Source organism: Runella sp. SP2, from assembly GCF_003711225.1.
Classification (GTDB): Bacteria; Bacteroidota; Bacteroidia; order Cytophagales; family Spirosomataceae; genus Runella.
Genome location: NZ_CP031030.1, coordinates 2912460 through 2929867 on the forward strand (window position 1 = coordinate 2912460; position 17408 = coordinate 2929867).

Annotated in this window: 19 protein-coding genes; 13 read left to right on the top strand and 6 right to left on the bottom strand. The window is 44.7% G+C overall.

All coding sequences use genetic code 11. The annotated features are described in order from the left end of the window. Nucleotides 1-24: 24 nt before the first annotated feature. From DTQ70_RS12225 to DTQ70_RS12240, 4 genes are all read left to right on the top strand, one after another. Entirely contained in the window at nt 25-927 is a 903-nt protein-coding gene (locus DTQ70_RS12225; RefSeq protein WP_122931056.1) for an AraC family transcriptional regulator, read from the top strand. A gap of 164 nt (nt 928-1091) precedes the next feature. Further along, on the top strand, nt 1092-2891 hold the full coding sequence (locus DTQ70_RS12230) for a serine hydrolase (protein ID WP_122931057.1): 1800 nt from the start codon (nt 1092-1094) through the stop codon (nt 2889-2891). Nucleotides 2892-2909: 18 nt separating this feature from the next. Then, nucleotides 2910-3041 (top strand): hypothetical protein, encoded by a 132-nt coding sequence (locus DTQ70_RS31200; protein ID WP_255417964.1) that lies wholly within the window; start codon nt 2910-2912, stop codon nt 3039-3041. Nucleotides 3042-3450: 409 nt separating this feature from the next. Next, on the top strand, nt 3451-5880 hold the full coding sequence (locus tag DTQ70_RS12240; RefSeq protein ID WP_122931059.1) for a TonB-dependent receptor domain-containing protein: 2430 nt from the start codon (nt 3451-3453) through the stop codon (nt 5878-5880). Here DTQ70_RS12240 and DTQ70_RS12245 read toward each other — a convergent pair. Then, on the bottom strand, nt 5877-6365 hold the full coding sequence (locus tag DTQ70_RS12245; RefSeq protein ID WP_122931060.1) for a hypothetical protein: 489 nt from the start codon (nt 6363-6365) through the stop codon (nt 5877-5879). The genes DTQ70_RS12240 and DTQ70_RS12245 overlap by 4 nt on opposite strands. A 115-nt stretch (nt 6366-6480) precedes the next feature. Beyond that, nucleotides 6481-7032: a sigma-70 family RNA polymerase sigma factor gene (locus DTQ70_RS12250; RefSeq protein ID WP_122931061.1), complete on the bottom strand. Its 552-nt coding sequence runs from the start codon at nt 7030-7032 to the stop codon at nt 6481-6483. A gap of 289 nt (nt 7033-7321) precedes the next feature. On the opposite strand from DTQ70_RS12250, the gene DTQ70_RS12255 reads away from it, so the two are divergent. Together DTQ70_RS12255 and DTQ70_RS12260 are read left to right on the top strand one after the other, a co-directional pair. Then, entirely contained in the window at nt 7322-7660 is a 339-nt protein-coding gene (locus DTQ70_RS12255) for a DUF6249 domain-containing protein (protein WP_164489989.1), read from the top strand. A gap of 29 nt (nt 7661-7689) precedes the next feature. After that, nucleotides 7690-9177, top strand: coding sequence for a serine hydrolase (locus tag DTQ70_RS12260; protein ID WP_122931063.1), 1488 nt, complete (start codon nt 7690-7692; stop codon nt 9175-9177). Nucleotides 9178-9256: 79 nt separating this feature from the next. Here DTQ70_RS12260 and DTQ70_RS12265 read toward each other — a convergent pair whose 3' ends face one another. Further along, on the bottom strand, nt 9257-9754 hold the full coding sequence (locus tag DTQ70_RS12265; RefSeq protein ID WP_164489990.1) for a PA2169 family four-helix-bundle protein: 498 nt from the start codon (nt 9752-9754) through the stop codon (nt 9257-9259). Nucleotides 9755-9970: 216 nt separating this feature from the next. Between DTQ70_RS12265 and DTQ70_RS30685 the strand changes: the two genes are divergently transcribed. Together DTQ70_RS30685 and DTQ70_RS12275 are read left to right on the top strand one after the other, a co-directional pair. Continuing rightward, nucleotides 9971-10189 (top strand): hypothetical protein, encoded by a 219-nt coding sequence (locus DTQ70_RS30685; protein WP_164489991.1) that lies wholly within the window; start codon nt 9971-9973, stop codon nt 10187-10189. A gap of 27 nt (nt 10190-10216) precedes the next feature. Beyond that, nucleotides 10217-10555 (top strand): hypothetical protein, encoded by a 339-nt coding sequence (locus DTQ70_RS12275; RefSeq protein ID WP_051398242.1) that lies wholly within the window; start codon nt 10217-10219, stop codon nt 10553-10555. Between the two features lie 63 nt (nt 10556-10618). Here the strand turns inward: DTQ70_RS12275 and DTQ70_RS12280 are convergent, their stop codons facing one another. Continuing rightward, nucleotides 10619-10981, bottom strand: coding sequence for a response regulator (locus DTQ70_RS12280; RefSeq protein ID WP_122931066.1), 363 nt, complete (start codon nt 10979-10981; stop codon nt 10619-10621). Between the two features lie 271 nt (nt 10982-11252). On the opposite strand from DTQ70_RS12280, the gene DTQ70_RS12285 reads away from it, so the two are divergent. From DTQ70_RS12285 to DTQ70_RS12295, 3 genes are read left to right on the top strand one after another with little or no spacing between them, the layout of a single operon-like run. Next, entirely contained in the window at nt 11253-11558 is a 306-nt protein-coding gene (locus DTQ70_RS12285) for a YtxH domain-containing protein (protein WP_122931067.1), read from the top strand. Nucleotides 11559-11615: 57 nt separating this feature from the next. Then, complete coding sequence (locus DTQ70_RS12290) at nt 11616-11981, top strand: phage holin family protein (protein ID WP_122931068.1); 366 nt, start codon at nt 11616-11618, stop codon at nt 11979-11981. Further along, nucleotides 11971-12345, top strand: coding sequence for a hypothetical protein (locus DTQ70_RS12295; RefSeq protein WP_122931069.1), 375 nt, complete (start codon nt 11971-11973; stop codon nt 12343-12345). Before DTQ70_RS12290 ends, DTQ70_RS12295 begins: the two co-directional genes overlap by 11 nt. Here the strand turns inward: DTQ70_RS12295 and DTQ70_RS12300 are convergent. Further along, entirely contained in the window at nt 12342-12770 is a 429-nt protein-coding gene (locus DTQ70_RS12300) for a response regulator (RefSeq protein ID WP_122931070.1), read from the bottom strand. The two genes, DTQ70_RS12295 and DTQ70_RS12300, sit on opposite strands and share 4 nt — an antisense overlap. Before the next feature lie 9 nt (nt 12771-12779). Continuing rightward, nucleotides 12780-14288, bottom strand: coding sequence for a CHASE3 domain-containing protein (locus tag DTQ70_RS12305; protein WP_229600123.1), 1509 nt, complete (start codon nt 14286-14288; stop codon nt 12780-12782). 148 nt (nt 14289-14436) lie between these two features. Here DTQ70_RS12305 and rpoN point away from each other — a divergent pair, with 148 nt between their 5' ends. Then, nucleotides 14437-15873 carry an RNA polymerase factor sigma-54 gene (rpoN, locus tag DTQ70_RS12310; protein ID WP_122931071.1) on the top strand — a complete coding sequence of 479 codons (1437 nt, stop codon included), beginning with the start codon at nt 14437-14439 and terminating at the stop codon, nt 15871-15873. Between the two features lie 35 nt (nt 15874-15908). Next, complete coding sequence (locus DTQ70_RS12315) at nt 15909-17405, top strand: sigma-54 dependent transcriptional regulator (RefSeq protein ID WP_122931072.1); 1497 nt, start codon at nt 15909-15911, stop codon at nt 17403-17405. Nucleotides 17406-17408 lie beyond the last annotated feature (3 nt).

A 17408-nucleotide genomic window follows, 5' to 3' on the forward strand; every position in this document is an offset into this window, starting at 1 on the left:
GAAAAATTATCGCTTTAAAACGCCATGGTTCATTTGTCGGAGCAAACCAAAAATCTATTGGAAGGAGTCAATTACCGCAACAATTTGCTGGTGGTTTCGTCATTGAAAGAATTTTACCATCCCATCAAATCACACGGTTTTGCCATTAAATACGTACTCAACGGAGTCGAGCATTATACCCTCAACGGGCAGGCGTATCCCGTGGGGGCGGGCAACTATTTGCTATCTAACAATACCAGCGATGGTCACGTAGAAATAGACAAAGGCGAATTTGTGAAAGGGATTTGCATCAATATCGTACCAGAATTATTGGCCGACGTCGTAGCCAGCTGCCAGCGACCAGATACTGCTTATCCCGACGCGAATTTAGGTCATTTTTTTAGCTCACATCTTTTTTTGGAGCAACAATACTCCGCCACCAACACCCGTTTAGGCCACCTATTACGGCAACTTCATACTGATTTTTTACAGAACGACTTATTAAATTCTCCCATTGAAAACGATTTTTTTTATACGCTTTCAGAGCTAATCGTTGCCGACCAAATACCTGTTTTTAAGCAACTTCATTCCATCCCCAGCCTTAAACCCTCCACAAAGAAAGACCTCTACCGCCGACTTCATCGGGGCAAAGAGTGCATCGACGCGCTTTTTCAATTTCCACTAGCCATCGAAACCGTCGCTACTGAGGCTTGTCTTTCAGAGTACCATTTTTTTCGTCTTTTTAAACAAGTTTTTGGCCAAACTCCCCACCAGTACCTCCACCAAAAACGACTCAATCATGCCGCTCAACTGCTTGGTCGTGAGCAAGCCTCGGTCACCGAAGCGGCGATTGCATCTGGCTTTGCCGACATCCATTCATTTAGCAAAGCCTTTAAAAAATACTTTGGCGTTTCCCCTACCAATTGGCTTCAAAAAGAAAGTTTCTAGCCCTAAATTTCTGCGTGCCTCTGAGTTTTTTACATCTGGGTTATTCTGGGAGTAAAATTTATTTGTTCCATAAAAAGCCGTCATTTTTACGAATTAGCAGGATTTGACAAATCGTTTCCTCAGCTTCGCCGTAGTTTTACCCCACAGTTTGAAAACACACTACGATGAAGAAAACTATCCTATTTTTGACGCTTTTAGCAAGCACTGCCTTTGCCCAACAACCCACTCCCGACGCCCGTTTTGCAGGATTGGACACCCTTTTTGCCCGCGTCCTCAACGAATGGAAATGCGCAGGTTTTGCCGTGGCAGTGGTGGAAAAAGACAAAATCGTTTATGCCAAGGGCTTTGGGTACGCCGATATCGATTCCAAACGCCCCGTCACCGAACACACCCAATTTGCCGCAGGAAGTTGTACCAAACCCTTCACCTGCGCCGCTTTAGGCTTACTACGAGCCGAAAACAAAATAGACTTTAACCATTCTGTCCGCGAATATTTGCCTCAATTGTCGTTTTACAACGAGGAGATGAACAAAAACATCACCGTTCGCGACTTAATGTGCCACCGAACGGGTTTGCCCCGCCACGACCAAGCGTGGGCACTATTTTCCACCCATTCCGTTGATACTTTACTCAAACGGGTTCAGTATTTAGAGCCTAATTATGGGCTGCGCGAAAAATGGCAATACAACAACTTTATGTTTGCGGCACAAGGAAAAATGGTCGAAAACCTCTCTGGGCAATCTTATCGTGCCTTTGTGAGGGAACGAATTTTTCAACCTTTGGGAATGAAGGACGTTACTTTTTCGGTCGATAGCATGACGCTCTACAACGACCGTTCGTTGTGCTATGCCGTTTCGGAAGATGACAAAATCGTACCGTTAGATTATTTCAACCTAGATGTGATGTCGGCGGTGGGAGGCATCAACACCTCCGTCAGTGAGATGGCAAAGTGGGTCATGTTGTGGGCCAACAACGGTATTTACAAAGGCAAACGCATCCTTCCTGCCGAATACGTTCGCGAAGCCATCAGCTCACAAATGGTTGTGCGTGACGCTGCTCCATCGGCCAGCAACCCGTCATTGCACTTTGAAAATTACGGTCTTGGCTGGTTTTTATCCTCCTATCGGGGGCATTATCGGGTAGAACACGGCGGAAACATTTCGGGTTTTTCGACCAATACCTGTTTCTTTCCCACCGACGGCGTAGGCATTGTGGTTTTCTGCAACCAAGCAGTGTCGCGGGTTCCGTCCGTAGTTCGGAATATTCTCGCCGACCGAATGCTCGGTCTTCCTTATAAAGATTGGCAAAGCTACCTCTACACCTCCGATATGGCGGCTAAAAACGCTGCCAAGAGTGCCAAGAGCCAAATGGCGAGCTTGACCAAAACCAACGTCAAGCCCGCGCATCCAGCAGATGAATACGAGGGTTACTTCCAACACAAAGGGTACGGAACGTTTGAAATTGTAAACCGTAACGACTCGCTCTTTGCCGTTTTTCCGTTACAACAATGGTATTTACGTCCCTATGGACACGACGTTTTTGATGCTTTGCCCGTCGATAAAAGCGGAAAAGTGGCGTCCGAAGGTAGTGTTCAGCGAATTGTATTTAACCAAAATACTGAGGCCGAAATAGCCAGTGCCTCCATCGCTTTTGAACCTGAATTGATTCATCCGCTGGAATTTACGTGGTCGCCTAAAGTCAAAAAATTACCCAAAGTTGTCCTTCAACGCTACGTAGGCGAGTATAATCTCAATGGTATGGCCATGAAAGTGGGCCTCAATGCCAACGAAATTTTGTACTTATCGCTCCCTAACCAGCCTACCCGCGAATTAGAAGCGCTCGGTAAAGGGAAATTTCGGCTAAAGGGGTTGAACGGTTATTCGATTTCGTTCAGCCAAGATGCGAAAGAATTTTTACTAACTCAGCCCAATGGCATCTTCAAAGCCCTCAAAAAGAAAGCATAATCTAAACGACTCACAACGATGGAAACTTCTCAATTGGTAAAATCCAAACTCTTCAAAGTGTTTCTCGTGGTATTCATTGCCGCTTGCCTGTTTAAAATTTTTGGAAGTGGATATGATTTTGGACAATGGCTGTACCGTTCGACGCACTAACCCTGCCCGTGCGGGAGGATACACGTGCGGGAGGATACTTATATCCGACCCATCACGAGGTTTTGAGAAACCTCTGCGTTGGTTTTGAGAAACCAACGGCACCAAATGTGCGGGAGGATACTTATATCCGACCCAAAGGTTTCTCAAAACCTTCAATAACGGTTCACGAGGTTTTGAGAAACCTCTGCGTTGGTTTTGAGAAACCAACGGCACCAACTGTGCGGGAGGATACTCATATCCGACCCCTTTGGCGCGAAAACGGCACAGAGCAGCGTCCGATTTTGCACAAAAATTGTTCAATTTCGGACAAGAACTCATTCATATATTCACCCAACTACCTGTATATCAAACCACTTTAACCTTGGCACAACTTTAGTGGCACATCATTATTTCAACAATCCAAATTCCAATGACAAGAGCTATCCTTTTACTGTTTTTATCAACCCATATATTACTCGCTCAGACAGCTAAAATCAGCGGGAACGTCGCCAATACCAGCCAACAGCCCCTTGATGGTGCTGTCATTTCGTTGTTAAAATCCAAGGACTCCACTTTTGTTAAGGCAGCCATTACAGAGTCCAACGGAAACTTTGAATTTTTAAACGTTAAAGAAGGCTCTTATCTAATCAGCATTTCTCATCTGACTTATCAAAAATACCTGAGTAAAGCCTTTGAAGTGGGGCAATCTGACCTTGCCTTGCCCTCAATTCAGCTCAGAGAGGGCGAAAAAATGCTCGCAGAAGTAAAAGTAACGGGCAAAAAACCCTTCGTAGAAACCAAAATTGACCGTACGGTCATCAATGTCGATGCGTTGATAAGCAATGCAGGTACCAATGCACTGGATGTCCTCGAAAAATCGCCAGGCTTGGCTATCGACCCCAATGGAGGCATTCGTCTCAAAGGCAAAACGGGTGTCGTGGTTTTTATTGACGATAAACCCACTTATTTGTCGGCGGAGGATTTGTCTAACTACCTCAAGTCATTGGCCGCAGGTTCGGTCGAAACCATCGAAATCATGCCCAACCCTCCCGCCAAATACGATGCCGCTGGCAATGCGGGAGTCATTAACATTCGTCTCAAAAAGAATACCGTCAAAGGATTTAATGGCGGACTCAGCTTGAGCTACGGACAAGGCACGTATCGTCGTTCCAACAACAGCTTTAACTTCAATTACCGCATCAATAAATTTAACTTTTTTAGTAATCTAAGTGTAAATCAAAACAATAGCTACCAAGATTTAACCATTTGGCGGCGGTATTTCCAGCCCAATACCACCATTTTCTCCTCGGCATTTACCCAAAACTCTTACATTCAACGGAACATTGGCGGCAATAATGCCAAAGTAGGTTTTGACTATTATGCCTCTAAAAAGGCGACATTTGGGGTCGTTCTGACGGGTTTTATCAATCCTTCGCACGTGGATGTGACCAACAAAGCCAAGGTTTTCAACGCCTCCAACGAAGTTACTAGCTTGGTAGAGGCCATCAGTCCGACGGATAAAACCCTAAAAAACGGCAGCATCAACCTCAACTACGCCTACAAACTTGACAGCACGGGCAAAGAACTTTCTACCAACGTTGACTATATCCACTACCAAGCGACCACGGCTCAGTCGCTTACTAATTCGCTTTTTGATGCCCAAAATAAATTCGTTAGTCAGTCGGTTTTGGTTTCTTCTTTGCCTACAAACATCGACATCGGTACGGCCAAAATTGACTATGTACATCCGTTGGCCAGCGGCGGAAAATTTGAAACGGGCGTCAAAACAAGTTTTATCAGCACTGGCAACGTCGCTGATTTTTCTGACCAAGTTGACGGTAAACTTTTCCCCAATTATGAATTTACCAATAGCTTCAACTACAACGAAAACATCAACGCAGGCTACCTCAACTACGCCAAAGAGCTTAATCGTCTAACCATTCAAGCAGGACTTCGGTTTGAAAACACCAACATTCGCGGGCATCAATTGGGAAATAAACAAACCAAAGACTCCTCGTTTACGCGCAATTACAACAATTTGTTTCCTACCTTGTACATGCAGTATCGGTTGGACTCAGCGGCGGTGCACTTGTTAGGTTTTTCGTTTGGCCGACGTATCGAACGTCCTAATTATCAGGACATGAACCCCTTCTCCTACCCCCTCGACCGTTTTACGTACTACGGCGGAAATCCATTTTTACAGCCTACTTTCTCGTATAATTTTGAATTGTCTCACACCTTCAAACAACGCATTACAACGACGCTTCAATACAGCATCGCCAAAAACGTCATTTCCGAAACCAACGAACAACGCGGCACCATCTACTACAGTCGTCCAGGGAATTTTGGGCAACGAATTTCGTACGGTATTTCTGTTAATGGGAGCTTTCAGTTGGCCAAATGGTGGTCGCTCAACCTTTATACTGAATACATCAGTAACGGATTCAAGGCGACACTCTACGGTCAAAAACTCGATGATTCACGGTTTTATTGGGCTGTGGTGCCAACCAACCAATTTCAGCTCAAAGACGGCTGGGCGGCAGAGTTGGCAGGCTCATACCAAACCACCTTTTTGTTAGGTCAATTGCTCATTTATCCCATTGGAAACGTTCGAGCAGGGGTTTCTAAGCGCATTATGAAGAACAAAGGCACGCTGAAACTGAACGTCAGCGACGTATTTTATACCAATCAAATCAAGGGAGACATCCGAAACATAGCCAATGCCGAAGCCAATTGGTTTAGTTATTTGGATACCCGCGTGGCTACGCTTACCTTTTCGTACCGATTCAACAAAGGCAAAACGCTCAACCTTCGTCAAACGGGTGGCTCCGACAGCGAGAAGAGTCGGGTAAAAGCCTAGGCTTGTTGAACGTTGTTTTTTCCGTACCGAATCAGGTAATCAAACACCAACAAAACACAAATAGCCAATGCGCCTAACAACAATTGGTCGGGTATGGCAGAAGCAAGTTTTGAAATATCGAAAGAAATCAACTTCACTCCTCGGGGCACGGTTCCTGAGGAGTTTTTTTGTGGAAAATATAATCCAAAAACCAGCAATGCACCCAAAAAAGTCGCCACCATGTACCACACGTAGTTGGGTATAATAGGGGCAAATACGGTTTTGGGAGGTGCGATTTGTTTTAACACATCTTTCGTAAAATCGGGGGCTGTTTTTTCGAGGCCATACTGCTGCAACAACGCCCGCAACGCAGGTTCTTTCGCTTCCGATAAAGCTGCTTCTGCTTCAATTTTCAGCAAAAGTTTGTCTGTAAAAAGCGGGCTTGGGGCGTCCAAATCGGCTTTTTTTAGAAGTTCTCGTAGTTTATTTTCTTTTTCCTCTTCCATCTTAATACATTATCAGTTTCATTACTGCTGAAAGTTACTAATCCGCGTCAATCTGCGGCTTTAAATCAGCGCCCATCTGCGGGTAAAAAGACTAAACCCCTAAACCAAAATGCACTTACTCCAACAAAAAACGCAAGGAATGTTCCAGCTTTTTTCGGGCGCGAAACAGCCTAATTTTAATATTCTCGGCCGTCAACCCCGTAATTTCTTGGATTTCTTTGACCGAACGTTCATCTAAATAATAAAGCGTTACGACCACCGCTTCTAACTTAGGCAATTGATTAATGGCCTCTCTCACAAACCGCTGCTGTTCGGAGGCTTCCATCGGTGGCGCTTCCGTGGAGATTTCCTCCGACCAATACGTATCCGATAATTCGTCCGTCAACGGAGCCGTATCCAGCGAATTTTCTTTCAGCTTCGACGCCGCCGCTCGGTACGCAATGGTGTATAGCCAAGTCGAAAACTTAGACCGTCGTTCAAACCGATAAAGTTGACGATATGCCTTGATAAAAACCTCTTGGGCGATGTCCTCGGCTTCGGCTTCGTTTTCCACCATTTTTACCGCAATCGTATAAACCATGTACTTATACTTATCCACCAAATACGCATACGCGCGATGGTCTCCCTTCAGAACTTGGTCAATGTATTTGTAGTCTTGCTGTTCCATTCCTACATATGACAGGCGTTTGAGAGCATTGGTTACAGATTCGTGAATTATAATGCGGAATTTAGGGCATTCATTTTAAAACACATAGGGCACGTTAGAATTTTCACATAGTAATCATAGAATACAGCTTTGAACTCTGTTTTCTATGTGAAAAATACTGTGTGACCTATGTGGTTACCTCATAAAACACATAGGTCACTTTAGAATTTTCACATAAGTAATCCTAGAATTTTGTAACCAGTCTTGCACTTCTCCTGTCCTATGAGCAGTCACCTAAAAATTAACTGCTATGAACGAGACCCTTAGAGATTGTATTGTGTCAATTACGGCATTTGGTTCTGTATTCGGAATCCTTTATGTAATTCTGATGACCCGCCACCGTGAACGAATGTCGCTTATGGAACGTGGACTTTCGACTGCTGAGTTTTTCAACCAAAAAAGTACTTTATCTGCCACCCTCAGGTACGGTTTGTTGCTCATTGGCATCGGCGTCGGCATTTTGTTCGGCAATTTTGCTCAAACCCATTTCGACGTACCTCGACAAGGTGCATTTTTAGCCATGATTTTTCTTTTCGGCGGTATAAGCCTAATTATCAGCTTTTTAATCGAACGAAAGTTAAATAAATAAGATAGTAAATTCATTTCTCCCAAACAGCCATGAAACGTATCACTTTAATTCTTGTGTGGAGTATCATCTGCCACTTCACTGCCAACGCCCAAACAGAGAATCTTTCCAAAGCCATCCAAAGCCAAGATAGTATGATGTTCAACATTACTTTCAACACCTGCGATTTAGGCCCGTTGGAAGACTTGGTAAGCGAAAACTTTGAGTTTTACCACGACAAAGGCGGCATTACGATGGGAAAACGTGCTTTCATCAATAGCCTTAAAAATGGCCTTTGCGCCCATCCAGAGCGTTATCAGTCGCGCCGTGAATTGGTAAAAGGCAGTATGGAAGTTTATCCTCTGGCCAAAGATGGCGTCATTTATGGGGCAATTCAGTCGGGGCGGCATCGGTTTTATGAAACCAATGAAGGACAATCCGAACGTTTTGCAAGCATTGCCCGATTTACGCATTTGTGGCTATTAGAAGCGGGGAAATGGCGGTTTGCACGTGGCCTTAGTTTCGACCACCAAACCACCGATACGCCTGATAAAGAAGCAAATACCTTTGAAAACGAAGAAGGAATCAAACAATGGCTCGCCCAAAACCACATTCCAGCGCTGGGAGTGGGGATTATTCGCGATGGAAAATTGAAAGAAGTAAACGTCTATGGGGAAATAAAAAAAGGAGAAACAGCTCCCTACAACGCCCTTTTTAACGTGGCATCGTTGACCAAACCTGTCGTAGCCATTTTGACGCTTCGCTTGGTGAGTGCGGGGAAATGGAATTTGGACGAACCTTTGGCAAATTATTGGATTGATCCCGACCTTAAAAATGACCCTCGCCACACCCAATTGACCACGCGGCACGTTTTGTCGCACCAAACAGGCTTTCCAAACTGGCGTCGGAATCACCCTACCAAAAAATTAGCCTTTGACTCCGACCCAGGCACCAAATATGGATATTCGGGCGAGGGATTGGAATACCTCCGCAAAGCGTTGGAAAAGAAGTTTAAAAAGCCGCTAGACCAACTTGCCAAAGAATGGGTACTGGAACCTATCGGAATGAAAGACACCCATTTTTACTGGGATGGCTCGTTTGACGAAAGTCGTTTTGCCGTGGGTTACAATACGCAAGGTATTCCTTACAAAATAAACAAAACCACTTATGCCAATGCAGCCGACGACTTAGTGACCAGCATCGAAGACTATGGAAAGTTTTTGGTTTCGGTACTCAACAACGAGGGTCTTAGCAAAGCCGTAGCCGAAGAAATGGTGAAACACCAAGTTAAAACCAGAGAAAACAAATACTTTGGACTGGGTTGGGAAATTTATGAATTGGCAAGTGGAGACTACGCGCTTTCGCACGGTGGCGCCGACGAAGGCGTTAAAACCTTGGTGTTTCTTTTTCCCAAAACGCGCGAAGGACTCATTATTTTTACCAATGCCGATGACGGCTACAAAGCCTACGACCTTTTAGTAAAAAGTTACTTGAAAGACAAAGGAAAACAAATCATCGACATTGAAATGGGGAAAAAATAAATTAGGAGTTAAAAATTAGGAATTACGATAGTTGAATTTAGCATTTCTAATTCCCCGATTCGTAATTCCTAATTCTCTTCTACTCTTCCATCAGCCTCATGGTGTCTTGTTCGTAAGTATTTGCGGCTTGGCTATGGTGAAGCGATTGAATGACTTTGAGTGATTGTTCGATACTCCCTTTTTGCCCCAACAATACCCCCTTAATTTCAGCGTTTGCTTGAATATCTTCTACTTCCAGTGCAGCTTGATACGCCTCAATCGCCGCTTCATCTCCAAACTCGCATGAGCTTAAAATACCGTTTCGGTCATTGCCCACTACTGCCGCTTTAAAATTGAGCCAAGCTTGGTGGAGAATCCCTACCAAGGTGCCTTCATTCGCGGGAATTTCGCCCGCTTCGCGTATGTAAGCGGCTAGGGTTTCCGCAAAATTGACGCTTTCATTGTACATACTCGAAAAAATAACTTTCAAGCCTTCATCTTTGGTATCAGAGGCGGCAATTTGATAACCAGAAAGGCGGTCGTTGTTAATTCTTAAAAGCTCATTGAGCGTCCGTGTTATTACTTCGTTCTGTATCATGGTCTTGCGTTGTTTAGTGAATGAGTAGCCAATAAGCCAACAAAACAGTTCCACCCGTTTTTAGGAAACAAATTGGGGAAATGGCACATTAAAAGCGTTCATAAAAGGCCAAATTGGGGAAAATACACCTCATTTTTTCTCACAAAAAAGGATGGTATTTATTTTTTATACAATTCATTACCAAACAGTTATGACCACAAATTAAAGACAGCAACCATGAATAACATAGAAAGAAAAAGTGCAAGAGACTCGGCGGAGTCAAGAAGAATTTCTGCCTCCAAAATTACGCTTACCGTCTTATTAATAGGTATCGGGCTAATGGTAGCCGCGTATTTCGCAGGTTTTGTAACCCGCCCCAACGAACAGCGTTTTGGCAAAGTACAGACTACTGACTCCGCCATCGTCACCGAAAGTGACACCACCATTGGAAAATAAATCTGAAAACCATAAAGCGCAAGTAACATGAAAACCACAGAACAAAAAATCAAAGAAACCGCCCAAGAAGGCATCGAAAAAATGGAAAAAGCCGCCACAAAAGCGGAAGCCAAAGTGGAAGTGGCAGTAGCCAAAGCCCAAGCCAAAGCTGAAGTAGCTGCTGAAAAAGCTGACAGCAAATGGGAACAATTTAAGGACAAAGCAGAAGACGCTTGGGAGGACGCCAAAGAAAAAGCTGAAGATATTTGGGAAGATGCCAAAGACGCGGCCGAAGACGCTTGGGACAAAACCAAAGAAAAAGCCCACGAGGTAGGCGAAAAAATCTCGAAGAAAACCAAAGAAATCAAAGAAGATGTATCGGCTTAGCAGCTAAACGTCTTAAAACAAACGCGCCTGTGAGCAATGCTCGCAGGCTTTTTTTTGAAATCATTACAAAACACTTGCTATCTTTTTTACATCCAGCGGTTTTTCAACAAAACCATCTGCTCCAAGTGCCAGGGCTTGTTCGCGCAAGGCGCTCATGGCTGTCATCATCACGAGTTTAGCTTGGGGCATTTGTTGTCTCACTTGTGCGATATAATCAATGCCCGTTCCGTCGGGAAGATTATTATCCAAAAAAATCAACTGAGGGGCTTCTATTGTCAATTTGGCTAAGCCATCCGCAAGGCTGTGGGCCCGCATCGACACGATACCGTATTTTTTGAGAAACATTCCTAATAATAGACACGTATCTAGTTCGTCGTCGATTATTAATGCCCTCTCATAGACCTTATCTAAACTCGCATTATCCATTTCAATCAATCATTAAATAAAAGGCTAATCTTTCAGTAGTGGGTATGCTTACGGTAATTGTAAGCAATATATGTATTAACATTAAAAAACCGTGCCAGTAACACGTAGAAATACGGGCTGGTCTTGGTAGAATCTCCCCAATCGGGGTAAAAATGCCTCAATTTTCCACTCAAATCACGCTTCTTGGCTTTGGAACAGCCTTTTTATCTTATTGCTCGAATTCATCAGTAAATGAATAAATCATCACAAATCATTTAAACAAATAATTGCCATGACTAACAATTCAAAAGTAGTATTGGGCGTAGCTGCGGCAGCCGCAGCAGGTGCCGTAATCGGAATGATGTTTGCGCCAGAAAAAGGAAGTGATATCCGTGAAAAGCTTCGCGAAACTGCGAACAATTTCGCTTCAGATTTGCTCGACGCGCTCCAAAACGGACGTACACAATACGCCCAAGTTGCCGAAGAGGTAGAAGACGCCGCGCAAAATGCAAAATCGAAAGTAGTAGGCAAAGTAGCTGAAATCAAAGACCGAGTAGAAACGGAAGCAGGGCAATTTGCCAACTCGCTCAAATCATAACCCCTTCATTCATCCCGACCAAGCGAGGTAGCTCGCTTGGTCATTTCCCTTACCGCTATGGAAGTCATCAAATCAGCCCATGAAATCAAAGATAACGCCACCGACTGGCTCGATGCTGCCACTACCTACCTCGAAGCCCGTTGGAACTTAGGCGTCCTTGACCTCTCTGAAAAATCTGCGCGCGCTGCTTCGCACGTCGTGTCGTTGTTGATTTTAGGTACCATCGGCACCATTGTGCTGCTATTTCTCAGCTTAGGAGTAGCTTGGTTGCTAGGCGAATGGCTCCAAAGCCCCGCCAAAGGCTTTTTTCTAGTTGGTCTTTTTTACGGAATCGTAGGGCTCATTCTGTTTTGGGCCAAAGACCAATTTATTCGGGTTCCCGTTGTCAATGCCTTTATCAAACAATTTTATTATGAAAAATAACATCCAATCCATCGAAGATATTCGGGCCGAACGCGCCAATTTGAAGAATAAATTGGCCTTGTCACAACTTCACATGCACACCCGCGTACAAGCCATTCAACAGGAGCTTAATCCTGCTCGTCAAGCACTAGGTGTGGTAAAAGATGTATTTGCTAGACCCCGCAAAGGACTTCTTTACGTGGGCGTTGGCATCGGCGTTGACCTACTCCTTCGTCGTCGTTTGCTCAAAAAAGCAGGCTGGTTGCCTCGGCTAGTTGTTCCTTTTTTGGTTCAAAATGCTGCCGCCAACGTCATTCAACGCAACAGCACGTCGTTCCTAGAAAAAGGACTACGGTGGTTTAAAAAAGCGACTGACAAGCGCTAATTAGCCCCCACGGGCAAACGACTCAATTGCGTCCAAAATTTGAGCAATGTTTTGACGGTATCGTTGAAGTTTTCGTAAGAGGCAGGTTTTGTAATAAAACAGTTAGCCCCCATCGAATAGCAATTATCGATGTCTTCACTGGCGCTCGATGTCGTCAGAATCACAATAGGAATACGCCGTAACAATCCATCCGATTTTACGGCTTTTAGCACTTCCCTCCCATCCATTTTTGGCATATTTAAGTCGAGGAGTACCAAACCGATTTTGTTTTGCAACGCAGGAGAATTGAGGTTTGCAATCGCTTCTAGCCCATTTTTTGCGTAAACAATCGGGTTTTTTATACCACATTCTTCCATGACCGACTTCAATAAATACACATCGTCCTCGTCGTCGTCACAAATAAGAATCGTTATTGCTTTGTTCATTCGTTTAGGTTATTTGGGAAGGTAAACATGAAAAATGGCCCCCGATTGTCCCTGACGAGGTTCGGCCAGTATATATCCGTTGTGATTAGTGACAATTCTACGGCACAACGAAAGGCCAATTCCCGTTCCTTCAAATTCATTTCGGCTGTGTAATCGCTGGAAAATTACGAAAATTTTTTCAGCATATTGAGGTTCAAAACCTATCCCGTTGTCTATAAACGTAATTCGGTGGTATATATTTTCACTTTGCAAATCGCCTGCATTCGGTATTTCACTCCCTGCCACCTGTTGGTAGTCAATCGTTATCATCGGCATAACCCCTTCATGACAATACTTGATTGAATTGGAAATCAGATTAGTAAACAACTGTTCAAACTGACTTCGAACCCCCAACACCTCAGGAAGTTGCTGATTTATGATACGTGCGTTCCTCTGGATAATACGCTCCGACAATTCTTCTCGTACATTTTTCAGCACCACATTCAAGTCCACTTTTTCAAAATTTTCTTCCCTTCGATTGTTGGCTTTGGAAAATGCCAACAGGTCATTGATGAGGTTTTGCATCCGCATCGCCGACTGACTTATTTTCACTAAGCTGTTTTGAGCATCTTCGTTGAGCTGTGGCGCATGTCGCACCTGCAAACGTTCGCTAAATGCTCGAATTTTACGCAACGGCTCTTGTAAATCGTGCGAAGCTACGTAAGCAAATTGTTCCAATTCGGCATTGGTCCGTTCGAGTTCTGACAGTTTATTTTCCAACTCTGTTTGAAACCCAATCCGACGGCTCAGTTCTACGTACAAAAGACGGAAAAAGACGGCCAAAAAAGCCAAGGCTAACCCACACAGCCCCAACAGATACAGCGACATATTTTGGTCAGCACTTTTTTGTAATTCAATGCGGAGCTCTAAGTAACCTTTCTCCTGCTGATCAAAACGCTCAGAGGTAGCCCGAATTTTATCCATATACCCTTTTCCAAGATTCAAGGTCTTTAGGTCGATTGGGATATTTTCTTGCGCACGGGCAATGTTACCTTTAATAAAAATCAACCGTTGCTTGATGAATATTTCCAGCGAATCTAGCCGCTTCAATTGGGTATCGTTGTCGCTCACAAGCGCCCGCAAGTCCGACTGATATTGCTTTATATTTTCGAGTCCTTTTTGGTAAGGCCCTAAAAAATGCTCCTGATGCGACAGTAGAAAACCGCGTTGACCAGTTTCTATGTCAACTAATGTCTTGATTAGTTCTTTGTTCAAAAATCGGATTTGGTACGAATGCGCCACATCATTCGTCCGTTTTCCCATCTCTTCAAAGTGATTGAAGGTAACCCAACTCAAAAAAACCAATAAAAGTAAGCTGACAAACGTCGCCAAGATAATGGTAAAAAGGGCACTGGGGACGGAATACAAAGGATTCAAATTGGGAATTTTTTTACCCGAAATACTGTGGAAATATTTCCCCAATTTGGGCAAAAAACGAATCAAAAACCACACTTTAATTTTCTGCGCTCTTGTTCTCATGCGAAACTGTTACCAAGTCTATCAAAATTCAGCATTTTTTTAGAATTAACTAAAATTTGCTACCCCATTTTTCAAAAAAATACCCAAAAGTAAAACTTGGGCATATTTTTTTAATACCACAACCACAGAACAATTCCCATACCACACCATGGCCGCACCTGCCTTTAATCTGTTACAATCGCAAAAGCAAACGCTTAAAATCTCGCCCTCCCAAATTCAGTTGCTCAATTTTTTGCAATTGAATTCGCTGGAGCTTGAGCAGTACATCAAAAACGAGTTGGAAGAAAATCCGCTCTTGGAAGAACGTCAAAACGACGAGCAAGACGGAGAAGCACACGACGCGGAGTTTTCGTCGGGCACACAAGCAGAAGACCGTACCCAAGACTACATGGACTGGGACGAGTTTAGCAACGATGATTTACCTGATTATCGGACGCGCATCGACCATGCCTCCGACGACGACAAAATATATACGCCTGTAGTGGTCGAAACCACCGATTGGCGGAGTGAATTGAAAGAACAATTTCACTTGTTACCTTTTTCAGAAAAACAGCTACAACTTGCTGATTTTCTGATAGACTCCCTCACCGACCAGGGCTATTTGCCTGCTTCGGTAAGTGCCTTAGCGGATGACGTTTCGTTTACTACGGGGGTATTTGTGGAAGAAGAAGACGTGCATTTCTTGGTTGATTGTCTCCGAAAAATGGAGCCCATTGGTTTGGGAGCACGCGATTTAAAAGATTGCCTGTTGATGCAGTTGGCCCGCGAAAAAAGTCCCGCTGCGGGCATAGCTTCGTGGCTGGTTGATGACCTTTTTGAGGAAGTTGCGGCCCGTAATTATGATAAAATTATGCGCATGAGCGGCCTGCAACAGCACGAATTAAAAGAGGCAATTACGCTCATTAGCACCCTCCGCCCCTACCCAATTGTCGATGGTGGAAGCAGTTCGGCCATGGTGATGAAAGAAACCATTGTGCCTGATTACATCATAACGGTCGAAAACGAGGCCATCGAAGTCGGACTTAACACGCGCGGGATTCCACCGCTGAAGATCAATACCGATTATGCCAAATCTGTGGGCACATCGCGGTCGGCGGCAAGTTACGTCAACTCAAAAATTTCGGCCGCCCAGTGGTTAATTGAAGCCATTTTACAACGCGAAGCCACCATGCTCAAAACCATGCGCACCATTGTAAATTTGCAGCGTGCGTATTTTTTGACGGGAGATGTACGGCACTTGAAACCGATGGTATTGCGCGATATTGCCGAACGCATCAAAATGGATGTGTCAACCGTTTCGCGTACAACAAGCGGAAAATTTGCCCAAACACCGTTTGGAATTATTCATTTAAAAGACTTATTTACCGAGGGAGTTAAAACCGACAACGGCGAAGAAGTCTCAAACCGCCAGATTCAGTCCGCTTTGGTCGCGTTGGTGGAGCAAGAAGACAAATCTCAGCCGCTCAACGACACCCAATTGACGGAGCTTTTGGCGCAACAAGGGTATTCACTGGCCCGTAGAACGATTGCCAAATACCGCGATTTACTCGCTATTCCGTCCGCAACCATGCGGCGAATTTTATAACGTACTTACTTGATTTTAATTAGTATTTGCATCTCATGGGACAAAAAATCTTAGTCATCGACGACGACACCGACATCTGCTTACTTTTACGCCGTTTTTTAAGTAAAAATGGGTTTGATGTAGCTATTGCACACAATGGTGTCACTGGCTTGGCCACCCTCGACGACTTTCGTCCAGACCTTGTTTTGACGGATTTCAAGCTAGGAGATATGGACGGCGTTACGATTTTAGCCCAAATCAAAGAGCGGTTTCCTTACGTTCCTGTGCTCATTATCACGGGTTATTCCGACATAAAAGTGGCCATCAACGTCATGAAACAAGGTGCTTATGATTACATCACGAAGCCCCTTTTTCCCGACGAAATTCTATTAACCATTAAAAAGGCCCTCAGCCAGCCCACCCACCACGTTGTGCCTGCGGCGACGTCGGTCGAAGAAGAAAGCAACAGCCCATCTTCGTCCCGTAAAAAAAGCAGCGGCCCCGCTCCTGCCTATATTTTAGGAAATGGCCCCGAATCTCAGCAGTTGTACAAACAAGTGGACTTGGTTGCCCCGACCAATTATAGCGTACTCATTTACGGCGAAAGCGGTTCAGGAAAAGAAGCCGTAGCCCTCGAAATCCACCGTCGGAGCAAGCGCGCCAACGGGCCGTTTGTTGCCATGGACTGTGGGGCCATCTCTCGTGACTTGGCGGCGAGTGAGTTGTTTGGGCACGAGAAAGGGTCATTTACGGGCGCACTTACCCAAAAAATCGGTCATTTTGAAATGGCCAATGGCGGTACGCTCTTTTTGGATGAAATTGGGAATTTACCCTACGATGTTCAGGTATCTTTACTCCGCGTGGTGCAAGAACGGAAAGTACGCCGAATTGGCGGAAATCGTGAACTCGAAGTTGACGTACGCATCATTGTCGCCTCCAATGAGCGCCTCATCGAAGCCGCCCGCCGAGGAAAATTCCGCGAAGATTTGTATTACCGTTTCAACGAGTTTAGCATCGACGTCCCACCGCTTCGTGACCGCAAGCAAGATCTCATGGCGTTTGCGCAATTTTTTCTTGATAAAACCAACGACGAATTGGGGAAAAATGTCCGTGGTTTTTCGGCCGAAGTCATTCAGGCGTTTGAAGAATACCCTTGGCCTGGTAACCTTCGCGAGATGCGAAACGTCATCAAACGCTCTACATTACTGTCGGAAGGAAGCTTAATAGAAGCCCGAACGCTCCCGTTTGAGTTGCTGAATTACAGCCGATTGCTGTTTTTAGAACCCAGTACCCCTGCGGTAGCCTCATTGCCATCTCCACCCGTAGAAGTGCCCGTTTATGCACCACCCCAGCCCATCGTTTCGACGCCCGTAGCGGCAAAGGCTCCATTTAACAAAACCGACCTAAAAGCCGCCGCGCTGGAAGCCGAATACGAAATGATTTTGAATGTATTGAAACAGGTTAATTTCAATAAAAGTAAAGCTGCCGCCGCTTTGGGCATCGACCGAAAAACGCTTTATAACAAAATGAAAAGCCTCAACTTAAACAGCTAGGTG

Bases quoted from the DNA above. Each gene is read 5' to 3' on its own strand.
- DTQ70_RS12225 (WP_122931056.1), top strand. From the start codon at position 25: ATGGTTCATTTGTCGGAGCAAACCAAAAATCTATTGGAAGGAGTCAAT.
- DTQ70_RS12230 (WP_122931057.1), top strand. From the start codon at position 1,092: ATGAAGAAAACTATCCTATTTTTGACGCTTTTAGCAAGCACTGCCTTT.
- DTQ70_RS31200 (WP_255417964.1), top strand. From the start codon at position 2,910: ATGGAAACTTCTCAATTGGTAAAATCCAAACTCTTCAAAGTGTTTCTC.
- DTQ70_RS12240 (WP_122931059.1), top strand. From the start codon at position 3,451: ATGACAAGAGCTATCCTTTTACTGTTTTTATCAACCCATATATTACTC.
- DTQ70_RS12245 (WP_122931060.1), bottom strand. From the start codon at position 6,365: ATGGAAGAGGAAAAAGAAAATAAACTACGAGAACTTCTAAAAAAAGCC.
- DTQ70_RS12250 (WP_122931061.1), bottom strand. From the start codon at position 7,032: ATGGAACAGCAAGACTACAAATACATTGACCAAGTTCTGAAGGGAGAC.
- DTQ70_RS12255 (WP_164489989.1), top strand. From the start codon at position 7,322: ATGAACGAGACCCTTAGAGATTGTATTGTGTCAATTACGGCATTTGGT.
- DTQ70_RS12260 (WP_122931063.1), top strand. From the start codon at position 7,690: ATGAAACGTATCACTTTAATTCTTGTGTGGAGTATCATCTGCCACTTC.
- DTQ70_RS12265 (WP_164489990.1), bottom strand. From the start codon at position 9,754: ATGATACAGAACGAAGTAATAACACGGACGCTCAATGAGCTTTTAAGA.
- DTQ70_RS30685 (WP_164489991.1), top strand. From the start codon at position 9,971: ATGAATAACATAGAAAGAAAAAGTGCAAGAGACTCGGCGGAGTCAAGA.
- DTQ70_RS12275 (WP_051398242.1), top strand. From the start codon at position 10,217: ATGAAAACCACAGAACAAAAAATCAAAGAAACCGCCCAAGAAGGCATC.
- DTQ70_RS12280 (WP_122931066.1), bottom strand. From the start codon at position 10,981: ATGGATAATGCGAGTTTAGATAAGGTCTATGAGAGGGCATTAATAATC.
- DTQ70_RS12285 (WP_122931067.1), top strand. From the start codon at position 11,253: ATGACTAACAATTCAAAAGTAGTATTGGGCGTAGCTGCGGCAGCCGCA.
- DTQ70_RS12290 (WP_122931068.1), top strand. From the start codon at position 11,616: ATGGAAGTCATCAAATCAGCCCATGAAATCAAAGATAACGCCACCGAC.
- DTQ70_RS12295 (WP_122931069.1), top strand. From the start codon at position 11,971: ATGAAAAATAACATCCAATCCATCGAAGATATTCGGGCCGAACGCGCC.
- DTQ70_RS12300 (WP_122931070.1), bottom strand. From the start codon at position 12,770: ATGAACAAAGCAATAACGATTCTTATTTGTGACGACGACGAGGACGAT.
- DTQ70_RS12305 (WP_229600123.1), bottom strand. From the start codon at position 14,288: ATGAGAACAAGAGCGCAGAAAATTAAAGTGTGGTTTTTGATTCGTTTT.
- rpoN (WP_122931071.1), top strand. From the start codon at position 14,437: ATGGCCGCACCTGCCTTTAATCTGTTACAATCGCAAAAGCAAACGCTT.
- DTQ70_RS12315 (WP_122931072.1), top strand. From the start codon at position 15,909: ATGGGACAAAAAATCTTAGTCATCGACGACGACACCGACATCTGCTTA.